Source organism: Ralstonia pickettii (assembly GCF_000607165.1).
GTDB lineage: Bacteria > Pseudomonadota > Gammaproteobacteria > Burkholderiales > Burkholderiaceae > Ralstonia > Ralstonia holmesii.
Map to the genome: position 1 here is coordinate 219,924 of NZ_JFZG01000004.1, position 17,561 is coordinate 237,484.

At 62.3% G+C, this 17,561-nt stretch carries 15 protein-coding genes; 12 read left to right on the top strand and 3 right to left on the bottom strand.

Translation table 11 applies throughout. The annotated features are described in order from the left end of the window. Window positions 1-191 precede the first annotated feature (191 nt). From aceE to lpdA, 4 genes are all read left to right on the top strand, one after another. Complete coding sequence (gene aceE, locus BG83_RS0104140) at window positions 192-2,882, top strand: pyruvate dehydrogenase (acetyl-transferring), homodimeric type (RefSeq protein ID WP_024975530.1); 2,691 nt, start codon at window positions 192-194, stop codon at window positions 2,880-2,882. Window positions 2,883-3,034: 152 nt separating this feature from the next. Further along, the gene (gene aceF, locus BG83_RS0104145; protein WP_024975531.1) at window positions 3,035-4,708 is read left to right on the top strand and encodes a dihydrolipoyllysine-residue acetyltransferase; all 1,674 of its coding nucleotides are present in this window, start codon (window positions 3,035-3,037) and stop codon (window positions 4,706-4,708) included. Between the two features lie 105 nt (window positions 4,709-4,813). Next, on the top strand, window positions 4,814-5,386 hold the full coding sequence (locus tag BG83_RS0104150; protein WP_024975532.1) for an MFS transporter: 573 nt from the start codon (window positions 4,814-4,816) through the stop codon (window positions 5,384-5,386). 58 nt (window positions 5,387-5,444) lie between these two features. After that, window positions 5,445-7,226: a dihydrolipoyl dehydrogenase gene (gene lpdA, locus BG83_RS0104155; RefSeq protein WP_024975533.1), complete on the top strand. Its 1,782-nt coding sequence runs from the start codon at window positions 5,445-5,447 to the stop codon at window positions 7,224-7,226. A 109-nt stretch (window positions 7,227-7,335) separates the two neighbouring features. Here the strand turns inward: lpdA and BG83_RS0104160 are convergent, their stop codons facing one another. Next, window positions 7,336-7,896: a hypothetical protein gene (locus BG83_RS0104160; RefSeq protein WP_024975534.1), complete on the bottom strand. Its 561-nt coding sequence runs from the start codon at window positions 7,894-7,896 to the stop codon at window positions 7,336-7,338. A 342-nt stretch (window positions 7,897-8,238) separates the two neighbouring features. Further along, on the bottom strand, window positions 8,239-8,820 hold the full coding sequence (locus BG83_RS0104170; RefSeq protein WP_024975535.1) for a phasin family protein: 582 nt from the start codon (window positions 8,818-8,820) through the stop codon (window positions 8,239-8,241). Between the two features lie 356 nt (window positions 8,821-9,176). On the opposite strand from BG83_RS0104170, the gene BG83_RS0104175 reads away from it, so the two are divergent. From BG83_RS0104175 to pbpG, 5 genes are all read left to right on the top strand, one after another. Next, window positions 9,177-10,184, top strand: coding sequence for a histone deacetylase (locus BG83_RS0104175; protein WP_037031556.1), 1,008 nt, complete (start codon window positions 9,177-9,179; stop codon window positions 10,182-10,184). Continuing rightward, complete coding sequence (locus BG83_RS0104180) at window positions 10,181-11,098, top strand: DMT family transporter (protein WP_024975537.1); 918 nt, start codon at window positions 10,181-10,183, stop codon at window positions 11,096-11,098. The genes BG83_RS0104175 and BG83_RS0104180 overlap by 4 nt, the downstream gene beginning before the upstream one ends. Window positions 11,099-11,156: 58 nt before the next feature. Further along, entirely contained in the window at window positions 11,157-11,600 is a 444-nt protein-coding gene (locus BG83_RS0104185) for an acyl-CoA thioesterase (protein ID WP_024975538.1), read from the top strand. A gap of 16 nt (window positions 11,601-11,616) precedes the next feature. Further along, window positions 11,617-12,324, top strand: a complete 708-nt coding sequence (locus tag BG83_RS0104190; protein ID WP_024975539.1) for a nitroreductase — start codon at window positions 11,617-11,619, stop codon at window positions 12,322-12,324. A gap of 438 nt (window positions 12,325-12,762) precedes the next feature. Continuing rightward, a complete protein-coding gene (pbpG, locus tag BG83_RS0104195) occupies window positions 12,763-13,959 on the top strand; it encodes a D-alanyl-D-alanine endopeptidase (RefSeq protein WP_037031558.1) in 1,197 nt (398 codons plus the stop codon). Between the two features lie 66 nt (window positions 13,960-14,025). Here pbpG and BG83_RS0104200 read toward each other — a convergent pair whose 3' ends face one another. Further along, window positions 14,026-14,823: an IclR family transcriptional regulator gene (locus BG83_RS0104200; RefSeq protein WP_004627146.1), complete on the bottom strand. Its 798-nt coding sequence runs from the start codon at window positions 14,821-14,823 to the stop codon at window positions 14,026-14,028. A gap of 240 nt (window positions 14,824-15,063) precedes the next feature. Here BG83_RS0104200 and BG83_RS0104205 point away from each other — a divergent pair, with 240 nt between their 5' ends. The 3 genes from BG83_RS0104205 to BG83_RS0104215 are packed head-to-tail and all read left to right on the top strand — an operon-like array spanning window position 15,064 to window position 17,513. After that, window positions 15,064-15,789, top strand: a complete 726-nt coding sequence (locus tag BG83_RS0104205) for a (Fe-S)-binding protein (protein WP_024975541.1) — start codon at window positions 15,064-15,066, stop codon at window positions 15,787-15,789. A 36-nt stretch (window positions 15,790-15,825) separates the two neighbouring features. After that, window positions 15,826-17,235 carry a LutB/LldF family L-lactate oxidation iron-sulfur protein gene (locus BG83_RS0104210; RefSeq protein WP_024975542.1) on the top strand — a complete coding sequence of 470 codons (1,410 nt, stop codon included), beginning with the start codon at window positions 15,826-15,828 and terminating at the stop codon, window positions 17,233-17,235. Then, complete coding sequence (locus tag BG83_RS0104215) at window positions 17,232-17,513, top strand: hypothetical protein (RefSeq protein WP_024975543.1); 282 nt, start codon at window positions 17,232-17,234, stop codon at window positions 17,511-17,513. The genes BG83_RS0104210 and BG83_RS0104215 overlap by 4 nt, the downstream gene beginning before the upstream one ends. Window positions 17,514-17,561 lie beyond the last annotated feature (48 nt).

Consider the following 17,561-nt stretch of genomic DNA (forward strand, 5'->3'; position numbering starts at 1 on the left):
TGCGTTGCGGCAATATTCCACATTATAAAAAACCATATCGCAATTTGAAAATTCCGCTTGTGCTGCGTTTGCGGGTGCCCATAGAATCAGCGCAAAAGTCGGGGTGGCCCCTTGCGTGTGTGCAAACGCGCGTAGCCAGTGGGCACCTCACAAGAGACGCAACTATCGTTACTGCTACCAAGGAGACCGCCATGTCGGCCGTACCAGAACAAGTCCTGGGTGCCACGAGCGCCAGCGACGTTGATCCCCAGGAAACCAAGGAATGGCTGGAGGCGCTGCAAGGCGTCATCGGCGCGGAAGGCCCGCAACGCGCGGCGTTCCTCCTTGACAAGCAGATCGAATACGCACGCATTAACGGCGTGACGTCTCCGCTGCACGCAGAAACCCCCTATATCAATACGATCCCGGTCGAGAATCAGGACCGCATTCCCGGCAACCAGGAAATCGAGCACCGCATCCGCTCGTATACGCGCTGGAACGCCATGGCGATGGTGCTGCGCGCGAACAAGGACACCAACGTCGGCGGCCACATCTCGTCGTTCGCTTCGGCGGCCACGCTGTATGACGTCGGCTACAACCATTTCTGGCACGCCCCGTCGGACAAGCACGGCGGCGACATGGTCTTCGTGCAGGGGCACTCGGCGCCGGGCGTGTACTCGCGCGCTTTCCTGCTGGGCCGTCTGAGCGAGGAGCAACTCGACAGCTTCCGCCAGGAAGTGGACGGCAAGGGCATCTCGTCGTACCCGCACCCGTGGCTGATGCCGGATTTCTGGCAGTTCCCGACCGTGTCGATGGGCCTGGGCCCGATCATGGCGATCTACCAGGCGCGCTTCACCAAGTACCTGGCCAGCCGCGGCCTGATCCAGAACTGGGAAAACCGCAAGGTCTGGGCGTTCCTGGGCGATGGCGAAACCGACGAGCCGGAATCGCTGGGCGCGATCGGCATGGCCGGCCGTGAAAAGCTGGACAACCTTGTCTTCGTGATCAACTGCAACCTGCAGCGCCTTGACGGTCCCGTGCGCGGCAACGGCAAGATCATTCAAGAGCTGGAATCGGAATTCCGCGGCGCTGGCTGGAACGTCATCAAGGTCATCTGGGGCAGCCGCTGGGACCAACTGCTCGCCCGCGACACGAAGGGCCTGCTGATGAGCCGCATGATGGAATGCGTCGACGGCGAATATCAGACCTTCAAGTCGAAGAGCGGCGCTTATGTGCGCGAGTTCTTCTTCAACACGCCGGAACTGAAGGCCATGGTGGCCGACTGGTCCGACGACGACATCTGGGCGCTGAACCGCGGCGGCCATGATCCGCACAAGATCTACGCGGCGTTCCAATCGGCGAGCAACCATAAGGGCCAGCCGACCGTCATTCTCGCCAAGACCATCAAGGGCTATGGCATGGGCGAAGCCGGCGAAGCGATGAACATCGCCCACCAGCAGAAGAAAATGCCGGTGGACGCCATCCGCAAGCTGCGCGATCGCTTCAACATTCCGGTTGCCGACGACCAACTCGAGCACGTCCCGTACGTCAAGTTCGAAGAAGGCTCGAAGGAACTCGAATACATGCGCAAGGCCCGCATGGACCTGGGTGGCTACCTGCCGGCCCGTCGTCAGAAGGCCGACGCGCTGCAGATTCCGGCGCTGGCCGCGTTCGACGCGCTGCTCAAGGCCACCGGTGAAGGCCGCGAAGTGTCCACGACGATGGCCTTCGTGCGCATTTTGAACATCCTGCTGAAGGACAAGAACGTCGGTAAGCACGTCGTGCCCATCGTGCCCGATGAGTCGCGCACGTTCGGCATGGAAGGTCTGTTCCGCCAGATTGGTATCTGGAACCAGGAAGGCCAGAAGTACGTGCCGCAGGATCATGACCAACTGATGTTCTACAAGGAATCGCAGACGGGTCAGGTGCTGCAGGAAGGCATCAACGAAGCCGGCGCCATGTGCGACTGGATTGCTGCCGCCACGTCGTATTCGACGCATGGCGTGGCGATGATTCCGTTCTACATCTACTACTCGATGTTCGGCATCCAGCGTATCGGCGACCTCTGCTGGGCCGCTGGCGACATGCGCTCGCGCGGCTTCCTGCTGGGCGGCACCGCTGGCCGTACCACGCTGAACGGCGAAGGCCTGCAGCACGAAGACGGCCACTCGCACGTGTACCACGCTGCCATCCCGAACTGCATTTCGTATGACCCGACCTTCCAGTACGAACTGGCGGTGGTGATGCAAGACGGCCTGCGCCGCATGTATGTCGAGCAGGAAGACGTCTATTACTACCTGACGGTGATGAACGAAAACTACGAGCACCCGGAAATGCCGGCGGGTGTCGAGGCCGACATCATCAAGGGCATGTACCAGTTCAAGAAGGGTGTCGAGAACAGCAACGCACCGCGTGTGCAACTGCTGGGCTCGGGCACGATCTTCCGGGAAGTGATTGCCGCAGCCGAGCTGCTCAAGAAGGGCTGGGGTGTTGAGTCCGATCTGTGGGGTTGCCCGAGCTTCACCCAGTTGGCGCGTGAAGGTAACGCCATCGCACGCTGGAACCTGCTCAACCCGACCGAGCCGCAACGCGAGTCGCACGTCGAGAAGCTGCTCAAGAACGCACGCGGTCCGGTCATCGCATCGACCGACTACGTTCGTACTTTCGCCGAGCAGATTCGCGCCTTTGTGCCGCGTCGCTACGTGGTGCTGGGCACCGACGGCTTCGGCCGCTCGGATACCCGCGAGAAGCTGCGTCACTTCTTCGAGGTGGACCGCTACTGGGTGACGGTCGCGTCGCTCAAGGCGCTCGCCGACGAAGGCGTGCTGCCGCGCGAAAAGGTGGCCGAGGCACTGAAGAAGTACAACCTCGATCCGAACAAGCCCAACCCGATGACCGTATAACGGAGCCGCCGGGCGCGCGGGTTGCGTCCGGCCGGGCACCGCCCCGACAGACTTCCCGCAACGTGCATTTGCCTGCACGATGCGGTAGCCTGCGGGGCAACGCGTGTCCGCCGCCGGATGCTCTCGCCGCCAGACCCTCTGGAGACAGAAGAATGAGTCAAGTCGTAGAAATCAAGGTGCCGGACATCGGCGACTACAAAGACGTCCCGGTGATCGAAGTGCTGGTCAAGGCGGGCGATACCGTCAACGCCGAGGATTCGCTGGTCACGCTGGAGTCGGACAAGGCGACGATGGACGTGCCCTCGCCCAAGAGCGGCGTCGTCAAGGAGGTGAAGATCAAGGTGGGCGACACTGTGTCGGAAGGCTCGCTGGTGCTGCTGCTCGAAGAGCAGGGCGCTGCTGCCGCGCCGGCCCCGGCGCCCCAAGCCGCACCGGCACCGGCTCCGGCCGCTGCTGCGTCGGCGCCCGCACCTGCCGCACAAGCACCGGCCTCCGCGCCCGCTGCTGTGGGTGGCGGTACGGTTGAGGTGAAAGTGCCGGACATCGGCGACTACACCGACGTGCCGGTCATCGAGATCAGCGTGAAGGTGGGCGACAAGGTGGAAGCCGAGCAGTCGCTGATCACGCTCGAATCGGACAAGGCGACGATGGATGTGCCGTCGCCGGCCGCAGGTACTGTCAAGGAAATCCGCGTGAAGGTGGGCGATGCCGTGTCGCAAGGCACGCTGATCGTCGTGCTGGAAGGCGCGGGCGGTGCCGCCGCTGCTCCGGCTCCTGCACAAGCTCCGGCACCCGCACCGGTGGCCGCTGCACCGAGCCCGGCCCCAGCGGCTGCGCCCGCATCTGCTCCGGCCGCAGCGCCCGCTACGTACACCGCCGACACCGTCGGTACGGTCGGCAAGGCGGCCCACGCCAGCCCCTCGGTGCGCAAGTACGCGCGTGAGCTGGGCGTCAATGTGAGTCTCGTCGGCGGCACGGGTCCGAAGAATCGCATCACGCAGGAAGACGTGCAGCGCTACGTCAAGGGTGTGATGAGCGGCCAGGCCGCGGCACCGGGCAAGGCTGCTGCGGGTGCACCGGCCGGCGGAGGCGAGCTGAACCTGCTGCCGTGGCCGAAGGTCGACTTCACCAAGTTCGGTCCGGTCGATCCGAAGCCGCTGTCGCGCATCAAAAAGATTTCGGGCGCGAACCTGCACCGCAACTGGGTCATGATTCCGCACGTCACCAACAACGACGAAGCGGACATCACCGAGCTGGAAGCCTTCCGCGTGCAGATGAACAAGGACCACGAAAAGGCCGGCGTGAAGTTCACGATGCTGGCGTTCGTGATCAAGGCGGTCGTGGGTGCGCTCAAGAAATTCCCGACCTTCAACGCGAGCCTGGACGGCGACAACCTGGTCTTCAAGCAGTACTTCCACATCGGCTTTGCTGCCGATACGCCCAACGGGCTGATGGTGCCGGTGATCCGCGATGCGGACAAGAAGGGCCTGATCGACATCGCCCGCGAAATGGCTGACCTGTCGAAGGCGGCCCGCGAAGGCAAGCTCAAGCCGGACCAGATGCAGGGCGGCTGCTTCTCGATCTCGTCGCTGGGTGGTATTGGCGGCACGAACTTCACGCCCATCATCAACGCACCGGAAGTGGCCATCCTTGGCCTGTCGCGTGGTTATCAGAAGCCCGTTTGGGACGGCAAGCAGTTCGTGCCGCGCCTGACGCTGCCGCTGTCGCTGTCGTACGATCACCGCGTGATCGACGGCGCGGAGGCAGCGCGCTTCAACGCGTATCTGGCCAGCGTGCTGGCGGATTTCCGCCGCGTCAGCCTGTAAGCCCGTACGGGCCCGGCACGCATCTGGCTTCGGGCCTGTGCGTGCCTGCCCGGCTGGGTTTGCAGCGGTCGGCGCACTGGTCAGTGGACTGATGGCGAGGACGACATGACGACGTGCGTGGTGGTCAAGAAAGACGGCGAAGTGGCGATTGCGGCCGATTCACTGGTGACGTTCGGCGATACGCGCCTGGCGCGCGGCTACGAGCAGAACCAGAAGATCTTCCCGGTGGGCGATTCGCTGATCGCGTTGGCGGGTACGACGGCCCACTTCCCGGTCATGCGGAGCCTACTGGCGGGTCTGGCAGATGAGTGCCGCCTCGGCACGCGTGACGACGTCTTCCGAACCTTCCTCAAGGTGCATGAAAAGCTCAAGGACGAGTATTTCGTCAACACCAAGGAAGACGACGACGACCCCTACGAGTCGTCACAGATCACCTGCCTGATCGCCAACGCAACCGGCATCTACGGCGTCTATTCGTACCGCGAAGTGTTTGCGTTCGACCGCTTCTGGGGCATCGGTTCGGGGCGCAACTTTGCGCTGGGGGCCATGTCGGCGGTGTTCGATATGCCGGGCAAGTCGGCGGCGGACGTTGCACAGGTGGGCGTGTCCGCAGGTGTGGAGTTCGACAAGAGTTCGGGTGGCCCGATCGAAGTGCACACAGTCCGTCTGCAGGATTGAAAAGCGTCAGCGGGCCCGGGCGATGCCGGGTGCCGACGACAAGAACAAGGAGTCAGGAATGAGCGTGGTGGAAATCAAGGTGCCGGATATCGGCGATTTCGATGCAGTGGAAGTCATCGAAGTGCTGATCAAGGCGGGCGATACCGTGGCGCCCGAGCAGTCGCTGATCGTGCTGGAATCCGACAAGGCCAGCATGGAAGTGCCGTCGGACGTGGCCGGCAAGATCGTCGACGTGAAGGTCAAGGTGGGCGACAAGGTCAGCAAGGGCACGGTGATCGCGACGGCGGAAGCTGGCGCGGCTGCTGCTCCGGCGCCTGCTCAAGCACCGGCTCCGGTCTCAACGCCTGCTGCCGCACCGGCAGCGTCGGCCCCCGCACCACAAGCGGCCAAACACGCCGGCAGTGCCGACATCGAATGCGACATGCTCGTCCTCGGCTCCGGGCCGGGCGGTTACTCGGCAGCTTTCCGCAGCGCCGATCTGGGCATGAACACCGTGCTGGTCGAGCGTTTCTCCACGTTGGGCGGCGTTTGCCTGAACGTGGGCTGCATCCCGTCCAAGGCGCTGCTGCACACGGCCGCCGTAATGGATGAAGTGAAGGCGATGGCCGCGCACGGCATTGTCTACAGCGAGCCCACGGTTGATATCAACCAACTGCGCAAGCACAAGGAATCCGTCATCGGCAAGCTGACCGGCGGGCTGGCCGGTATGGCCAAGGCACGCAAGGTGCAGGTCGTGCGCGGCGTCGGCGCGTTCCTCGATCCGAACCACCTCGAAGTGCAACTGACGAGCGGCGACGGCAAGGAAACGACCGGCGAGAAGAAGGTCATCCGCTTCGCCAAAGCGATCATCGCTGCGGGTAGCGAGGCCGTGAAGCTGCCGTTCATTCCGCAAGATCCGCGCATCGTCGATTCGACAGGCGCGCTGGAGCTGCGCGAAGTGCCGGCCAAGATGCTGGTCATCGGTGGCGGCATCATCGGCTTGGAAATGGCCACGGTGTACAGCACGCTGGGCGCCCGCATCGACGTGGTGGAAATGCTCGACGGCCTGATGCAAGGCGCTGACCGCGACCTCGTCAAGGTGTGGGACAAAATGAACAAGAGCCGCTTCGACAAGGTCATGCTCAAGACCAAGACGGTCGGGGTGGAGGCCAAGCCGGACGGCATCTACGTCAAGTTCGAAGGCGAAGCTGCACCGGCCGAGCCGCAACGCTATGACACGGTGCTGGTGGCCGTGGGCCGCGCTCCGAACGGCAAACGCATCGGCGCGGAAAAGGCCGGCGTGGCCGTGACTGACCGCGGCTTCATCGACGTGGATAAGCAGCAGCGCACGAATGTGCCGCACATCTTCGCGATCGGCGACATCGTGGGTCAGCCGATGCTGGCACACAAGGCCGTGCACGAAGGCCACGTGGCGGCCGAAGCTGCGCACGGCGAGAAGGCGTATTTCGACGCCAAGCAGATTCCGTCGGTCGCCTATACCGATCCGGAAGTGGCCTGGGCAGGCCTGACCGAAGACCAGTGCAAGGCGCAGGGCATCAAGTACGGCAAGGGCGTGTTCCCCTGGGCTGCATCGGGCCGCGCAATTGCCAACGGCCGCGACGAGGGCTTCACCAAGCTCATCTTCGACGAAGAAACGCACCGCATCATTGGCGGCGGTATCGTCGGCACGCATGCAGGCGACCTCATCGGCGAGGTTTGCCTGGCCATCGAGATGGGCGCGGACGCCGTGGATATCGGTAAGACCATTCACCCGCATCCGACGCTCGGTGAGTCGGTGGGTATGGCTGCAGAAATCTACGAAGGCGTTTGCACGGACGTGCCGCCGGCTCGCAAGCGTTGAACTGCAATTAACCGCCAGATTTTAGAACACACTCTGAAATCTGGCTGGCAAAAAGGAAGGGCCACTCGATTGGGTGGCCCTTTTTTTTGGGGGGCGATGTGGCGGCTGGTCAGTGCCGAGGCTCAGTCGGACGCCGATGCCGACGTAGCAGGCGCACCGCTGCGATCAGGCGGCGCCATATCTGTTGTATCAACCCATGTCGACGGGCGCGCCAGACGGCAATTCGTACCTGCAGGGCTTGCCAAGTCGGCGTTGCCTCCAGAACGGCAACCATGCGCTGCTTCCAAGCCAGGAACGCAGATTCCCAGCGGGCATACCAGGCGATCGTGTGCAACTGTGGGCGCACGGCGGAATAGATGCGCACGCCCAGCCCCGTACTGACGATTTTCGCTGCGACCAGAACCATGGCGCCGGCAATGAGATGGCCTCGCGCCAGCACATAGACGGCCGCCAGCTTGAACGGCAACAATGCGAGCATTGGCAGGGCAAAGGCGCAGAGAGCTTCGATGGGCTCCAGCTGCGCCAACTTCCGCTCCGCCGCTTGGACCCACGGATGCGCCGCCAGACGGGCGGTTGCCCGCTGCATGACGTTCCAGATCCACTCTTCTAACAGCAGGATAAGCGCAGCCACGACGATCAAACTTCGCTTGGCCAGGGATTCGCGAGACATTGGGAAGGACGGGGGGGCGGCGGGCCGCAATACAGGATGGAGCGTCGGCTGCGTGTAAAAGTTCGCAATTTGAAGAGCGAGACGTTTCCCTCGCACACAAAAAACCCGGCCGAAGCCGGGCTAAAGGTACCCACTGATCACCACTGAGGACAGGTTTCGGTAGCGGGACCGAGGAGACAATCTAACGAACACGATGGAATGGACTGCGGGGCGCGCGTTTCGGTTCCGCGCAAATGCGCGCAAACGACGCGTTTGGAGGAGCGGCTCGACGGCCAAAACAAAACGGGCCTCCCGGAGGAGGCCCGCTTGAGCAAGCAGGTAACTGCTGCAGCAGCCTAGCGCTTAGGCAGCGGTCGTTGCCGACTTCTTGCCGGTAGCAGCGCGCGCTTGGGCCGAAGCTTGGGCAGTTGCCTTGCTGGCAGCGTTGGCAGCAGCGTGGAAGTTGCTTTCAGCCAGTTCCACAGCTTGCTTGGTAGCCTTCTGCACCGAGTCGTAGGCGTTGTTGGCAGCCGACAGAGCCGACTTCACCAGGGCAACTGCCGATTCCGAACCGGCCGGAGCGTTCTTCGACACGTTGTCGACCAGCGCTTGCAGCTTGCGGCTGTTTTCAGCGATCTGCACTTCAGCAGCCTTGCTGAATTCGGTTTGCGTGTCCGAAGCGATTTCGTACAGGTGGCGGCTGTAAGCCAGAACCTTTTCAGCCAGGGGCTGCACGGCGGCGGTTTGCACCGACAGCAACTCTTGCGCGTCCTTGGCGGTGAGCGCCTTCTTGGCGTGTTCGACGTTCTCGGCCAGGGTGGCCTTGACGACTTGCAGGTTCAGCTCGACCAGCTTTTCGACGCCTTCAAATGCCTTGTTGGTCAGGCCGAAGAAGGTTTCCAGGTTGGCCTTGTGCGCCGCAGCGATCTGTTCCTGAGTCAGCATGTTGTCTCTCCAAATACAAAGGTGGGTCGGGGAATCAAAATGAAAATTTAGATCGCCCAGATGTACAAAGCATGACGGTCAGCGTCGGGCCTTCCAGGCGACATCGCGATGAATTAGGGATGGTGCATCGCAACAATTTCATTGTTGTTGAATGTCAAACCAGTGTCAAGCGTCCTTTGTGCATCGCACAAAAATCAGAATTCGTTGATTTTCCGTGCACAGGAATTGCGCGACCAACCGTTTGGCGTAATTTTTTGTGGCAGAAAAATGCGCGTGTGTGGTGCAGGTGAAATGCATTTGACCAGTTCCGGCGGTAATTCCGTCTCAAAAAACATACGAGTGCAGCGTAGGTTAGGATGCGCCCGAGTGCCATTTTTGTTGCGTTGCGATTTCTGATTCACATGCGGGCGTTCTACACCGACCACTTTGTCTTGCCGTTGCCGCCGGGCCACCGGTTTCCCATGCGCAAGTACAGCGATCTGCGGGCACGGGTTTTAGCCGACGTGCCGGGGCTGTCCATGCATGAGGCGCCGCGCGCCGAGGACGACGCATTGCTGCTGGCGCACACGTCTGAATATGTGGAAGCGGTAAGCGCCGGTCGGCTTGACCCGGCGCGCCAGCGCGAGATCGGGTTTCCTTGGTCGCCGGAAATGGTGGAGCGCAGTCGCCGTTCTGCCGGCGCGACGATGGCCGCAAGCGAAGCCGCGTTGGCGGATGGGATTGCCGTCAACCTGGCGGGTGGGACGCACCATGCCTATGCGGACAAGGGCGGTGGCTTCTGTGTATTTAATGACGCAGCCATCGCCTCGCGCTGGATGCAGCGCCAATCAGGCAGGTCGCCGGCGGATTTTCCGGTCGCCATCATTGATCTGGACGTACATCAGGGCAACGGCACGGCGTCGATCCTGCGCGATGACGCCACCGTTTTCACCTTGTCGCTGCACGGCGAGAAGAACTACCCGTTCCGGAAGGAAGCGTCGGATCTGGACATCGGTCTGCACGATGGCTGCGGCGACGAGGACTATCTACAGGCGCTGACCGGCGCACTCGATATCCTGGCCGGGCGCTTCAGGCCGCAGTTGATCATCTATCTGGCCGGCGCGGATCCGCATGAGGGCGACCGTCTTGGCCGGCTCAAATTGACCCTGGAGGGGCTGGCCCGGCGTGATCAGGAAGTCTTCGACTTCGCCTATCAACGGCGCATACCGATTGCCGTTACCATGGCGGGCGGCTACGGCAACAATATCGACGATACCGTGGCCGTCCATGCGCAGACCATCGCGCTGGCTGCCCGGCACGCACTGCGTTGGGCGGCTCGCGACGAGGCTGCCGCCGCATCGAACTCTCTTCCGCTTTCCGCATGACCCAAGCGTCTTCCGTCGCGCCAGCCTCAGCGCGCGGCTCTCTGTTTGTCGTTGCCATGCCGTGGCTGTTCGTGCTGATCTGGAGCACGGGCTTTATCGTGGCCAAGTACGGGATGCCGTACGCCGAACCGATCACGTTTCTGTTTTTCCGCTTCGTAGGCGTGCTGGTGTGCCTGCTGCCGCTGGTATGGCTGGCGCGCGTGCCGTTGCCGCGCCGCGCCGGCACGGGCGAAGCCGATTGGGCGACAGTCGGCCATATCGCGGTGGCCGGCTTGCTGATGCAATGGGGTTACCTGGCGGGCGTCTGGGCTGCGGTCAAGCTGGGCATGCCGGCAGGCATGACTGCGCTGATCGTCGGCATGCAGCCGATTCTGACCGCGCTGTACGTCTCGATGCGAGGGGAGCGTGTGTCGGGTCGCCAATGGATGGGGCTGCTGTGCGGCATCGCAGGCGTGGGCCTAGTGGTGGCCAATAAGCTGCATCTGGCGGGCGTCGGTGTGACGACGCTTGCGCTTTGCGTGGGCGCGTTGCTGTCGATCACCGTCGGCACGCTGTATCAAAAGCGCCATTGCCCGGTGTTCGACCTGCGGATGGGCGCGTGCATTCAGTTCGGGGCATCGGCGCTGCTGTGTCTGCCGTTCATGTTTTTGTTTGAGACGCGCGAGGTGCATTGGACGCTGCCGATGATCGGCTCGCTGGTGTGGTCGGTACTGGCGCTGTCGATCGGCGCAATCTCGCTGCTGTTTGTGCTGATCCGCAAAGGCGCGGCCACCAAGGTGACGTCGCTCCTGTATCTCACACCGCCGACGACCGCCGTGATGGCCTGGGCGCTTTTAGGCGAGCGATTTCCGCCGCTCGCCGCGTTGGGCATGGTGATTGCCGCGTGTGGTGTGGCGCTCGTCATCCGTAAGTGACCGAGGTTTAGCGGCTGGCGTATCCTGATCACTTTCCACCGTCACCTGCCCGCTGCCCATGAGTACGCAACGCCAGACGCGCGACGACTACCGCCACTTCCACACCATCACCACGCGCTGGATGGACAACGACGTCTACGGCCACGTCAACAACGTCGTCTATTACAGCTACTTCGACACCGTGGTGAACGCCTACCTGATCCAGCAGGGCGTGCTGGATCTGGAGCATAGCGACACCATCGGCCTCGTCATCGAGACGCAGTGCAATTACTTCGCGCCGCTGTCGTTTCCCGACCCGGTTGTGGCAGGGCTGCGCGTTGCGCGCCTGGGCAACACGAGCGTGCGCTATGAAGTGGGCCTCTTCCGCGGCGACGCGCAAGAGGCCGCAGCGCAGGGCCATTTCGTGCACGTCTATGTCGACCGCGAAACGCGTCGGCCGGTGCCGCTGCCCGATGCGCTGCGTGCCGTGCTCGAACCGCTTGCGTCCAATATCACCGCTTGAATTCTTGCGCATCGCCATGACCGACCGACGCCCCACCTTCGCAGAAGTCGAACTTGTCGATCAGGCAATCACTTCGCGCCGGTCTGTTCGCGCGTTCTTGCCGACGCCCGTTGCCCGCGAAGACATTGAAGCGATCCTGGATGTGGCACGCCGTGCGCCGTCAGGCAGCAATACGCAGCCGTGGAAAGTCTATGTGCTCACGGGCGAATCGAAGACGCGCTTGTCCGAATCTGTGTTGGCGGCGTACGCCCACCCGGAGGTCGACACGCTGCATCGCGAGGAGTATCCGTACTACCCGCGCACGTGGATTGATCCGTATCAGAGCCGGCGCCGCAAGGTTGGTTGGGATCTCTATGGCTTGCTCGGCATCGAGCGCGCCGACAAGGAGCGCATGCACGCGCAGCACGCGCGCAACTTCCGCTTCTTCGATGCGCCGGTCGGAATCATCTTCACGATTGACCGTGTGATGGAGCAGGGCAGTTGGCTCGATTACGGCATGTTTCTGGAAGCCGTGATGGTGGGGGCGCGTGCTCGTGGCATCGACACGTGTCCACAGGCCGCTTTCACGCAGTTCCATCGGATCATCGCTGAGCATCTCGCGCTGACCGATGATGAGATGGTCGTCTGCGGCATGTCGATGGGTTATGCGAACCCCGCTGCAATCGAGAACACGCTCATCACTGAGCGCACACCTGTCTCCGACTTCACTCGCTTCCTTGACTGACGTCGTCATCGCGCCGCCGCCTACACGCTACAGCGCACATCTTCGTGCAAAGCGAGAATTGGCGGTGAAAAGTCGTCGAATTATGTCAACAGATACGACCGATCCATCGTTAGACTTTGATCTGCGACTCCGCGTGCGACGTGCGCGTGTTGTGAGGAAGTGTTGGAGTTGGTTGTAAACCGTGATTGTCGGCATGTGCGACGGAATTCACGAGGTACCCTCAGCCTCCGCCGCTGATTCCGCGCTGCACGTTATGTGCAGTTCTCGCAACTTTCTTCGCGATTGGAACACTGCCCCAGCAGATAATTGCGTCGAAATGATGACCGAATGATAAGGCTCCAGAGGTCAAACTTTAAGGCCGTGAGCTAAGTCCTTCATCTTGCTAAGAATTTTGTTTTTGCCTACACTTGCGCCATCTCACGCGCGGGTGATCGAACCATGTCACGGTCTGTTTCCTCATTTTTTCGACGTCTCGGCTTTGTTTCGCTGATGACCGTCGCGCTCGCTGCCGTCTCCGTCGCTACCGTGGCCAATGCCGCCACGACCGACAAAAAGCCCGCCGCCAGCAAAAAAGCCAAAGTTAAATCCAAGGGCAAGACCGTCGTCAATCGCAAGGCCAGCGCCAAAGTCGCGGCTGCGAGCAGCGATGACGTCGCGTCCAGCAAAGTCCGCAAGGTCGTCACCGTCAAAGGCAAGCGCCGTGTGATCATGGTCGAGCGCGGTGCTCGTCCGGTGCGCGCAGCGTTCGTGCCGGCATCCCCGACGCTTGGCGAAGCGATGGGTCTGCGTTCGACGCCCGACGCGTTGGCGCTGCGCTCCTCCGTCGCGCTGGTGATGGACCAGAACAACGGCGAAGTGCTGTTCCAGAAGAATTCGTCGGTTGTGCTGCCGATTGCCTCGATCACCAAGCTGATGACCGCGCTGGTCGTGACCGACGCTCATCAGCCGATGGACGAGCTGCTTGAGATCACCGATGAAGATCGCGACTACGAGCGCAACACCGGCTCGCGTCTGCGCTTCGGCACGATGCTCACGCGTGAAGATCTGCTGCTGCTGGCGCTGATGTCGTCGGAAAACCGCGCAGCCTCAGCGCTGGGCCGTAACTATCCGGGTGGTCGTCCGGCATTCGTTGCCGCCATGAACCGCAAGGCGCACGAGCTGGGCATGAACGACACGCACTATGTCGATTCGAACGGCCTGTCGAGCAGCAACGTGTCGAGCGCCCAGGATCTGGCCAAGATCGTGATGGCTGCCTACAAGGTGCCGACCATTCGCCAATTCACGACCACGCCTGAACATACGGTCAACGCCAACGGCCGCACGCTGCACTACGTCAACACCAACCGTCTGGTGCGTGGCGGCGAATGGGATATCGGTCTGCAGAAGACCGGTTTCATCAACGAAGCGGGCCGCTGCCTCGTGATGCAGGCCAACGTGCACGGCCGCAACGTCGTGATGGTGTTCCTGGATTCGGCCGGCAATCTCACGCGCTTTGCGGACGCCACACGCGTGCGCAATTGGCTGGAGCGCAATCCGCACATCGAGCCGGCCACGCAAGCCGCTGCACCGTTGCGGAATGTACCTGTGTCGACGCAGCCGGCAACCGTGCTGGCGTCGGAGCAGCACGGCGCTTGAGTCACCGCGCCACCCAACAAAAAAAGCGCGTCGATGACGCGCTTTTTGTTGGGCAAAACCGGCGGCTCACTCTGCGCGCACGGCGTCCTCTTCGTACGTGTAGCCCATGCCCTTTGAGATCTGCAACGCGGTGTCCTTGAGGTTGTCGAGCCAGCTGTCCTGCAAGCGGTCTGCTGGTGCAGACAGAGACAAGCCTGCTACCAGCCGCCGCGAATCGTCATAGATGCCGGCAGCGATACAGCGCACGCCGAGTTCCAGTTCTTCGTTGTCGCGCGCGTAGCCGTTGGTGCGGACCCAGTTGAGTTCGCGTTCGAGCTTGGGCAAGTCCGTGATCGAGGTGCGAGTGTGACCAGACAAACCGGTACGCGTGGCATAGGCCCGGACACGGCCGAGTTCGTCTGCGGCCAGGAACAGCTTACCGACCGAAGTCAGGTGCAGCGGCGCGCGGCCACCGATAGCGCGTACCACTTGCATGCCTGACCGCTCGGAATATGCTCGCTCGATGTAGACGATCTCATCGCCCTGGCGCACCGAGAGGTTGACGGTTTGGCCGGTCAGGCGATGCAGGGCGCGCATCGGCGCGAGGGCCGCTTCACGCACCGAGAGGCGTGCCTTGACGAGGTTGCCGAGTTCCAGCAAACGCATGCCGAGACGGTAACTGCCCGGGTCGGAGCGGTCGACGAAGCGGCAAGCCACCATGTCGTTCAGGATGCGGTGCGCGGTGGAGGGGTGCAGGCCGGTGCTGGCGGACAGCGCTTTCAGGCTGACCGGATCGGCGTGATCGGCAAGCGCGTCGAGCAGCATCATCATGCGTTCGATGACCTGGATGGACGTCTTGCCGGGGTCCTTATCTGCTTCTGCCATGGGTGCAGTGGGTTGCGGATGCGATGCAAAATTCTATCCCACAATGTGAAAATTCGCACCATCCCGACGCATGATTCCGGGTATTTTTGAGGGCTTTCTCAGTCGGCCACCGGCTGTGCTTGGTAGGGCCTCGTGAAGCGCACTCACCGCTGACATGAAGAAGTTCTGTGCCTTGAGGGCCGCGCCCGACAGGGCAGCGGGCGCATAATGGCAGCTTCCCGCAGAACACAAGAGACTCCCATGCGCATAGGTTTGTTCGTCACTTGCCTCATTGATCTGATGCGGCCCGACATCGGGTTTTCGGTGCTCAAACTGCTGGAAAAGGCCGGCTACGACGTCGTTGTGCCGCCCGCGCAGACCTGCTGCGGCCAGCCCGCCTACAACTCCGGCGATCGGCCACTGGCGCGCGATCTGGCGGAGAAGACGCTCAAGGAGTTCGAACAGTTCGACTACGTTGTCATCCCGTCTGGCTCGTGCGGCGGCATGATCCGCAAGGGCTACGCCGATCTCTTTCGAGACGATCCGGAGCTCGCAGGCCGCTACGAGCGCCTGGCGCCGCGTGTGTATGAGTTAACCGACTTTCTCGTCAACGTGGCGCGTGTCGAGACGCTCGATTCCGAATTTCACGGCCACGTGACGTACCACGATTCGTGCTCTGGCCTGCGCGAGTTGGGCGTGAAAGCGCAGCCGCGCGAGCTGCTCGGCAAACTGCCGGGTGTGCAGTTGACCGAGATGCCCGCATGCGAAGCGTGCTGCGGTTTCGGCGGCACGTTCTCGATCAAGTACGGTGATATCTCCACCGCCATCGCGGATGAAAAATGCGCCAACATCAAGGCCAGCGGCGCCGATGCCGTGGTGCTCGGTGATGTAGGCTGCATGCTTAACATCGAAGGCCGGCTGCGCCGTACGGGCGACACGCACACGCGTGTGCTGCACATCGCGCAAGTCCTTGCCGGCGACGCGTAAATCGCAACGCCAAGAACACGACGGAGACGCAATCGCATGCAAGTCCGCAGCATGGAATTCAAGGCGCGCGCCGGGCAGAAGCTCGCCGACAAGCGCCTGCAGCAGAACCTCACCAAGCTCTCGACCAAGTTCGTCACCGCACGCGCGGCGGCCATCCAGGAGATTGATTTTCCGGCCACGCGTGAGGCGCTGAAGGAGCGCCGCAACCGCGCGCTGGAAAACCTCGATGTCTGGCTCGCCACGTTCGAGGCAGAAGCGACGCGCCGTGGCGCCAAGGTGCTGTTTGCCGAAACCACGGCCGATGCCGCGCGCCTGGTTGCAGAAATCGCCCGCAAGCACGAGGTGAAAAAGGTCATCAAGAGCAAGTCGATGGTGACCGAAGAGATGCGCCTGAACCAGGTGCTCGGCGAGATGGGTGTGCAGAGCATCGAGACCGACCTGGGCGAGTACATCCTGCAGATCAACGACAGTGAGCCTCCGTCGCACATCATTGCGCCGGTGGTGCACAAGGACAAGGAGGAGATCGCTGATCTCTTCGCCAAGACGCACAACAAGCCGCGCCTGACAGATATTCCGGAGATGACGCGCGAGGCGCGCGAAGTGCTGCGGCCCCAGTTTCTGTCCGCCGACATGGGCGTGACAGGCGGCAACTTCATCATCGCCGAGACGGGGTCCGTTGCGATTGTCACGAATGAGGGCAACGAGGGCATGTGCACGATCATGCCGCGCGTGCATGTCGCCGTGACCGGCATCGAGAAGGTGCTGCCGACGCTCGAAGATCTGGCGACCGTCATGCGCTTGCTGCCGCGATCGGCCACAGGGCAGGCGATTTCGAACTATTTCTCATTGTTGACGGGGCCGCGCGCGCCGGGCGAGAAGGATGGCCCCGAGCATATGTACTTCGTCATTGTCGACGGCGGCCGCAGCGGCCTGATCGGCGGCGAATTCCAGGAGATGCTGCGCTGTATCCGATGCGGCGCGTGCATGAACCATTGCCCGGTCTATCAGAAGATCGGCGGCCATGCGTACGGCTGGGTGTATCCCGGCCCGATGGGCAGCGTGCTGACGCCTAGCTACGTTGGGCTGTCGAACGCGTTGGACCTTCCGCAAGCGGCCACGCTGTGCGGTGAATGCAATCGCGTGTGCCCTGCGTCCATCCCATTGTCGGATTTGCTGCGCACGCTGCGTGAGAAACAAATGGAGCGCGAACTGCGCCCGCAAGCGGAGCGCTTTGGCTTGCGCGTGTGGGGCTTCGTAGCACGGCGACCGGCGTTGTACTCGGCCGGCACTTGGGTTGCAGCACGCGTGCTGCGCTGGATGGGCGGTGACAAGAAGCTGATCCACTCGCTGCCCGTCGGAAAAGGTTGGACCGATACACGTGACATGCCGGCCCCCGCGGGCAAAACGTTTCGCGAGCTGTACCGTGAAAAGAAGGCCCGAGCATGACCACCGCTGAATCCCTCCAAACGCTGCGCGACGCGCTCGATCGTCACGCAAAGTCGCCCGACCTGCCGCGCCTACTCAAGCAGTGGCGCGACGATGTAGTGCTCGCGCCGTTGGCGATCTTGCCGCCGGCGTACGACCAGGTGCGGCGTTCCTTGCTGCAGCGGCTGGATATGGCGATGTCATTTGGCGAGGAAAGCTGCTCGTTCTCGCCATCGTCGTTGCTCGCGGAAATGCGTTTGTGGACGGACAAGGCTGAGGCCAAGCTCGCCAGCATGTAATCGAGAGGCGACATGGAACGCAGGATGCGTGCTAGTGTCTGACAGCTT

Bases quoted from the DNA above. Each gene is read 5' to 3' on its own strand.
- pbpG (WP_037031558.1), top strand. From the start codon at position 12,763: ATGTCACGGTCTGTTTCCTCATTTTTTCGACGTCTCGGCTTTGTTTCG.
- aceE (WP_024975530.1), top strand. From the start codon at position 192: ATGTCGGCCGTACCAGAACAAGTCCTGGGTGCCACGAGCGCCAGCGAC.
- BG83_RS0104170 (WP_024975535.1), bottom strand. From the start codon at position 8,820: ATGCTGACTCAGGAACAGATCGCTGCGGCGCACAAGGCCAACCTGGAA.
- BG83_RS0104160 (WP_024975534.1), bottom strand. From the start codon at position 7,896: ATGTCTCGCGAATCCCTGGCCAAGCGAAGTTTGATCGTCGTGGCTGCG.
- BG83_RS0104215 (WP_024975543.1), top strand. From the start codon at position 17,232: ATGACCACCGCTGAATCCCTCCAAACGCTGCGCGACGCGCTCGATCGT.
- BG83_RS0104190 (WP_024975539.1), top strand. From the start codon at position 11,617: ATGACCGACCGACGCCCCACCTTCGCAGAAGTCGAACTTGTCGATCAG.
- BG83_RS0104150 (WP_024975532.1), top strand. From the start codon at position 4,814: ATGACGACGTGCGTGGTGGTCAAGAAAGACGGCGAAGTGGCGATTGCG.
- BG83_RS0104205 (WP_024975541.1), top strand. From the start codon at position 15,064: ATGCGCATAGGTTTGTTCGTCACTTGCCTCATTGATCTGATGCGGCCC.
- BG83_RS0104185 (WP_024975538.1), top strand. From the start codon at position 11,157: ATGAGTACGCAACGCCAGACGCGCGACGACTACCGCCACTTCCACACC.
- BG83_RS0104200 (WP_004627146.1), bottom strand. From the start codon at position 14,823: ATGGCAGAAGCAGATAAGGACCCCGGCAAGACGTCCATCCAGGTCATC.
- aceF (WP_024975531.1), top strand. From the start codon at position 3,035: ATGAGTCAAGTCGTAGAAATCAAGGTGCCGGACATCGGCGACTACAAA.
- BG83_RS0104210 (WP_024975542.1), top strand. From the start codon at position 15,826: ATGCAAGTCCGCAGCATGGAATTCAAGGCGCGCGCCGGGCAGAAGCTC.
- BG83_RS0104180 (WP_024975537.1), top strand. From the start codon at position 10,181: ATGACCCAAGCGTCTTCCGTCGCGCCAGCCTCAGCGCGCGGCTCTCTG.
- lpdA (WP_024975533.1), top strand. From the start codon at position 5,445: ATGAGCGTGGTGGAAATCAAGGTGCCGGATATCGGCGATTTCGATGCA.
- BG83_RS0104175 (WP_037031556.1), top strand. From the start codon at position 9,177: ATGCGCCCGAGTGCCATTTTTGTTGCGTTGCGATTTCTGATTCACATG.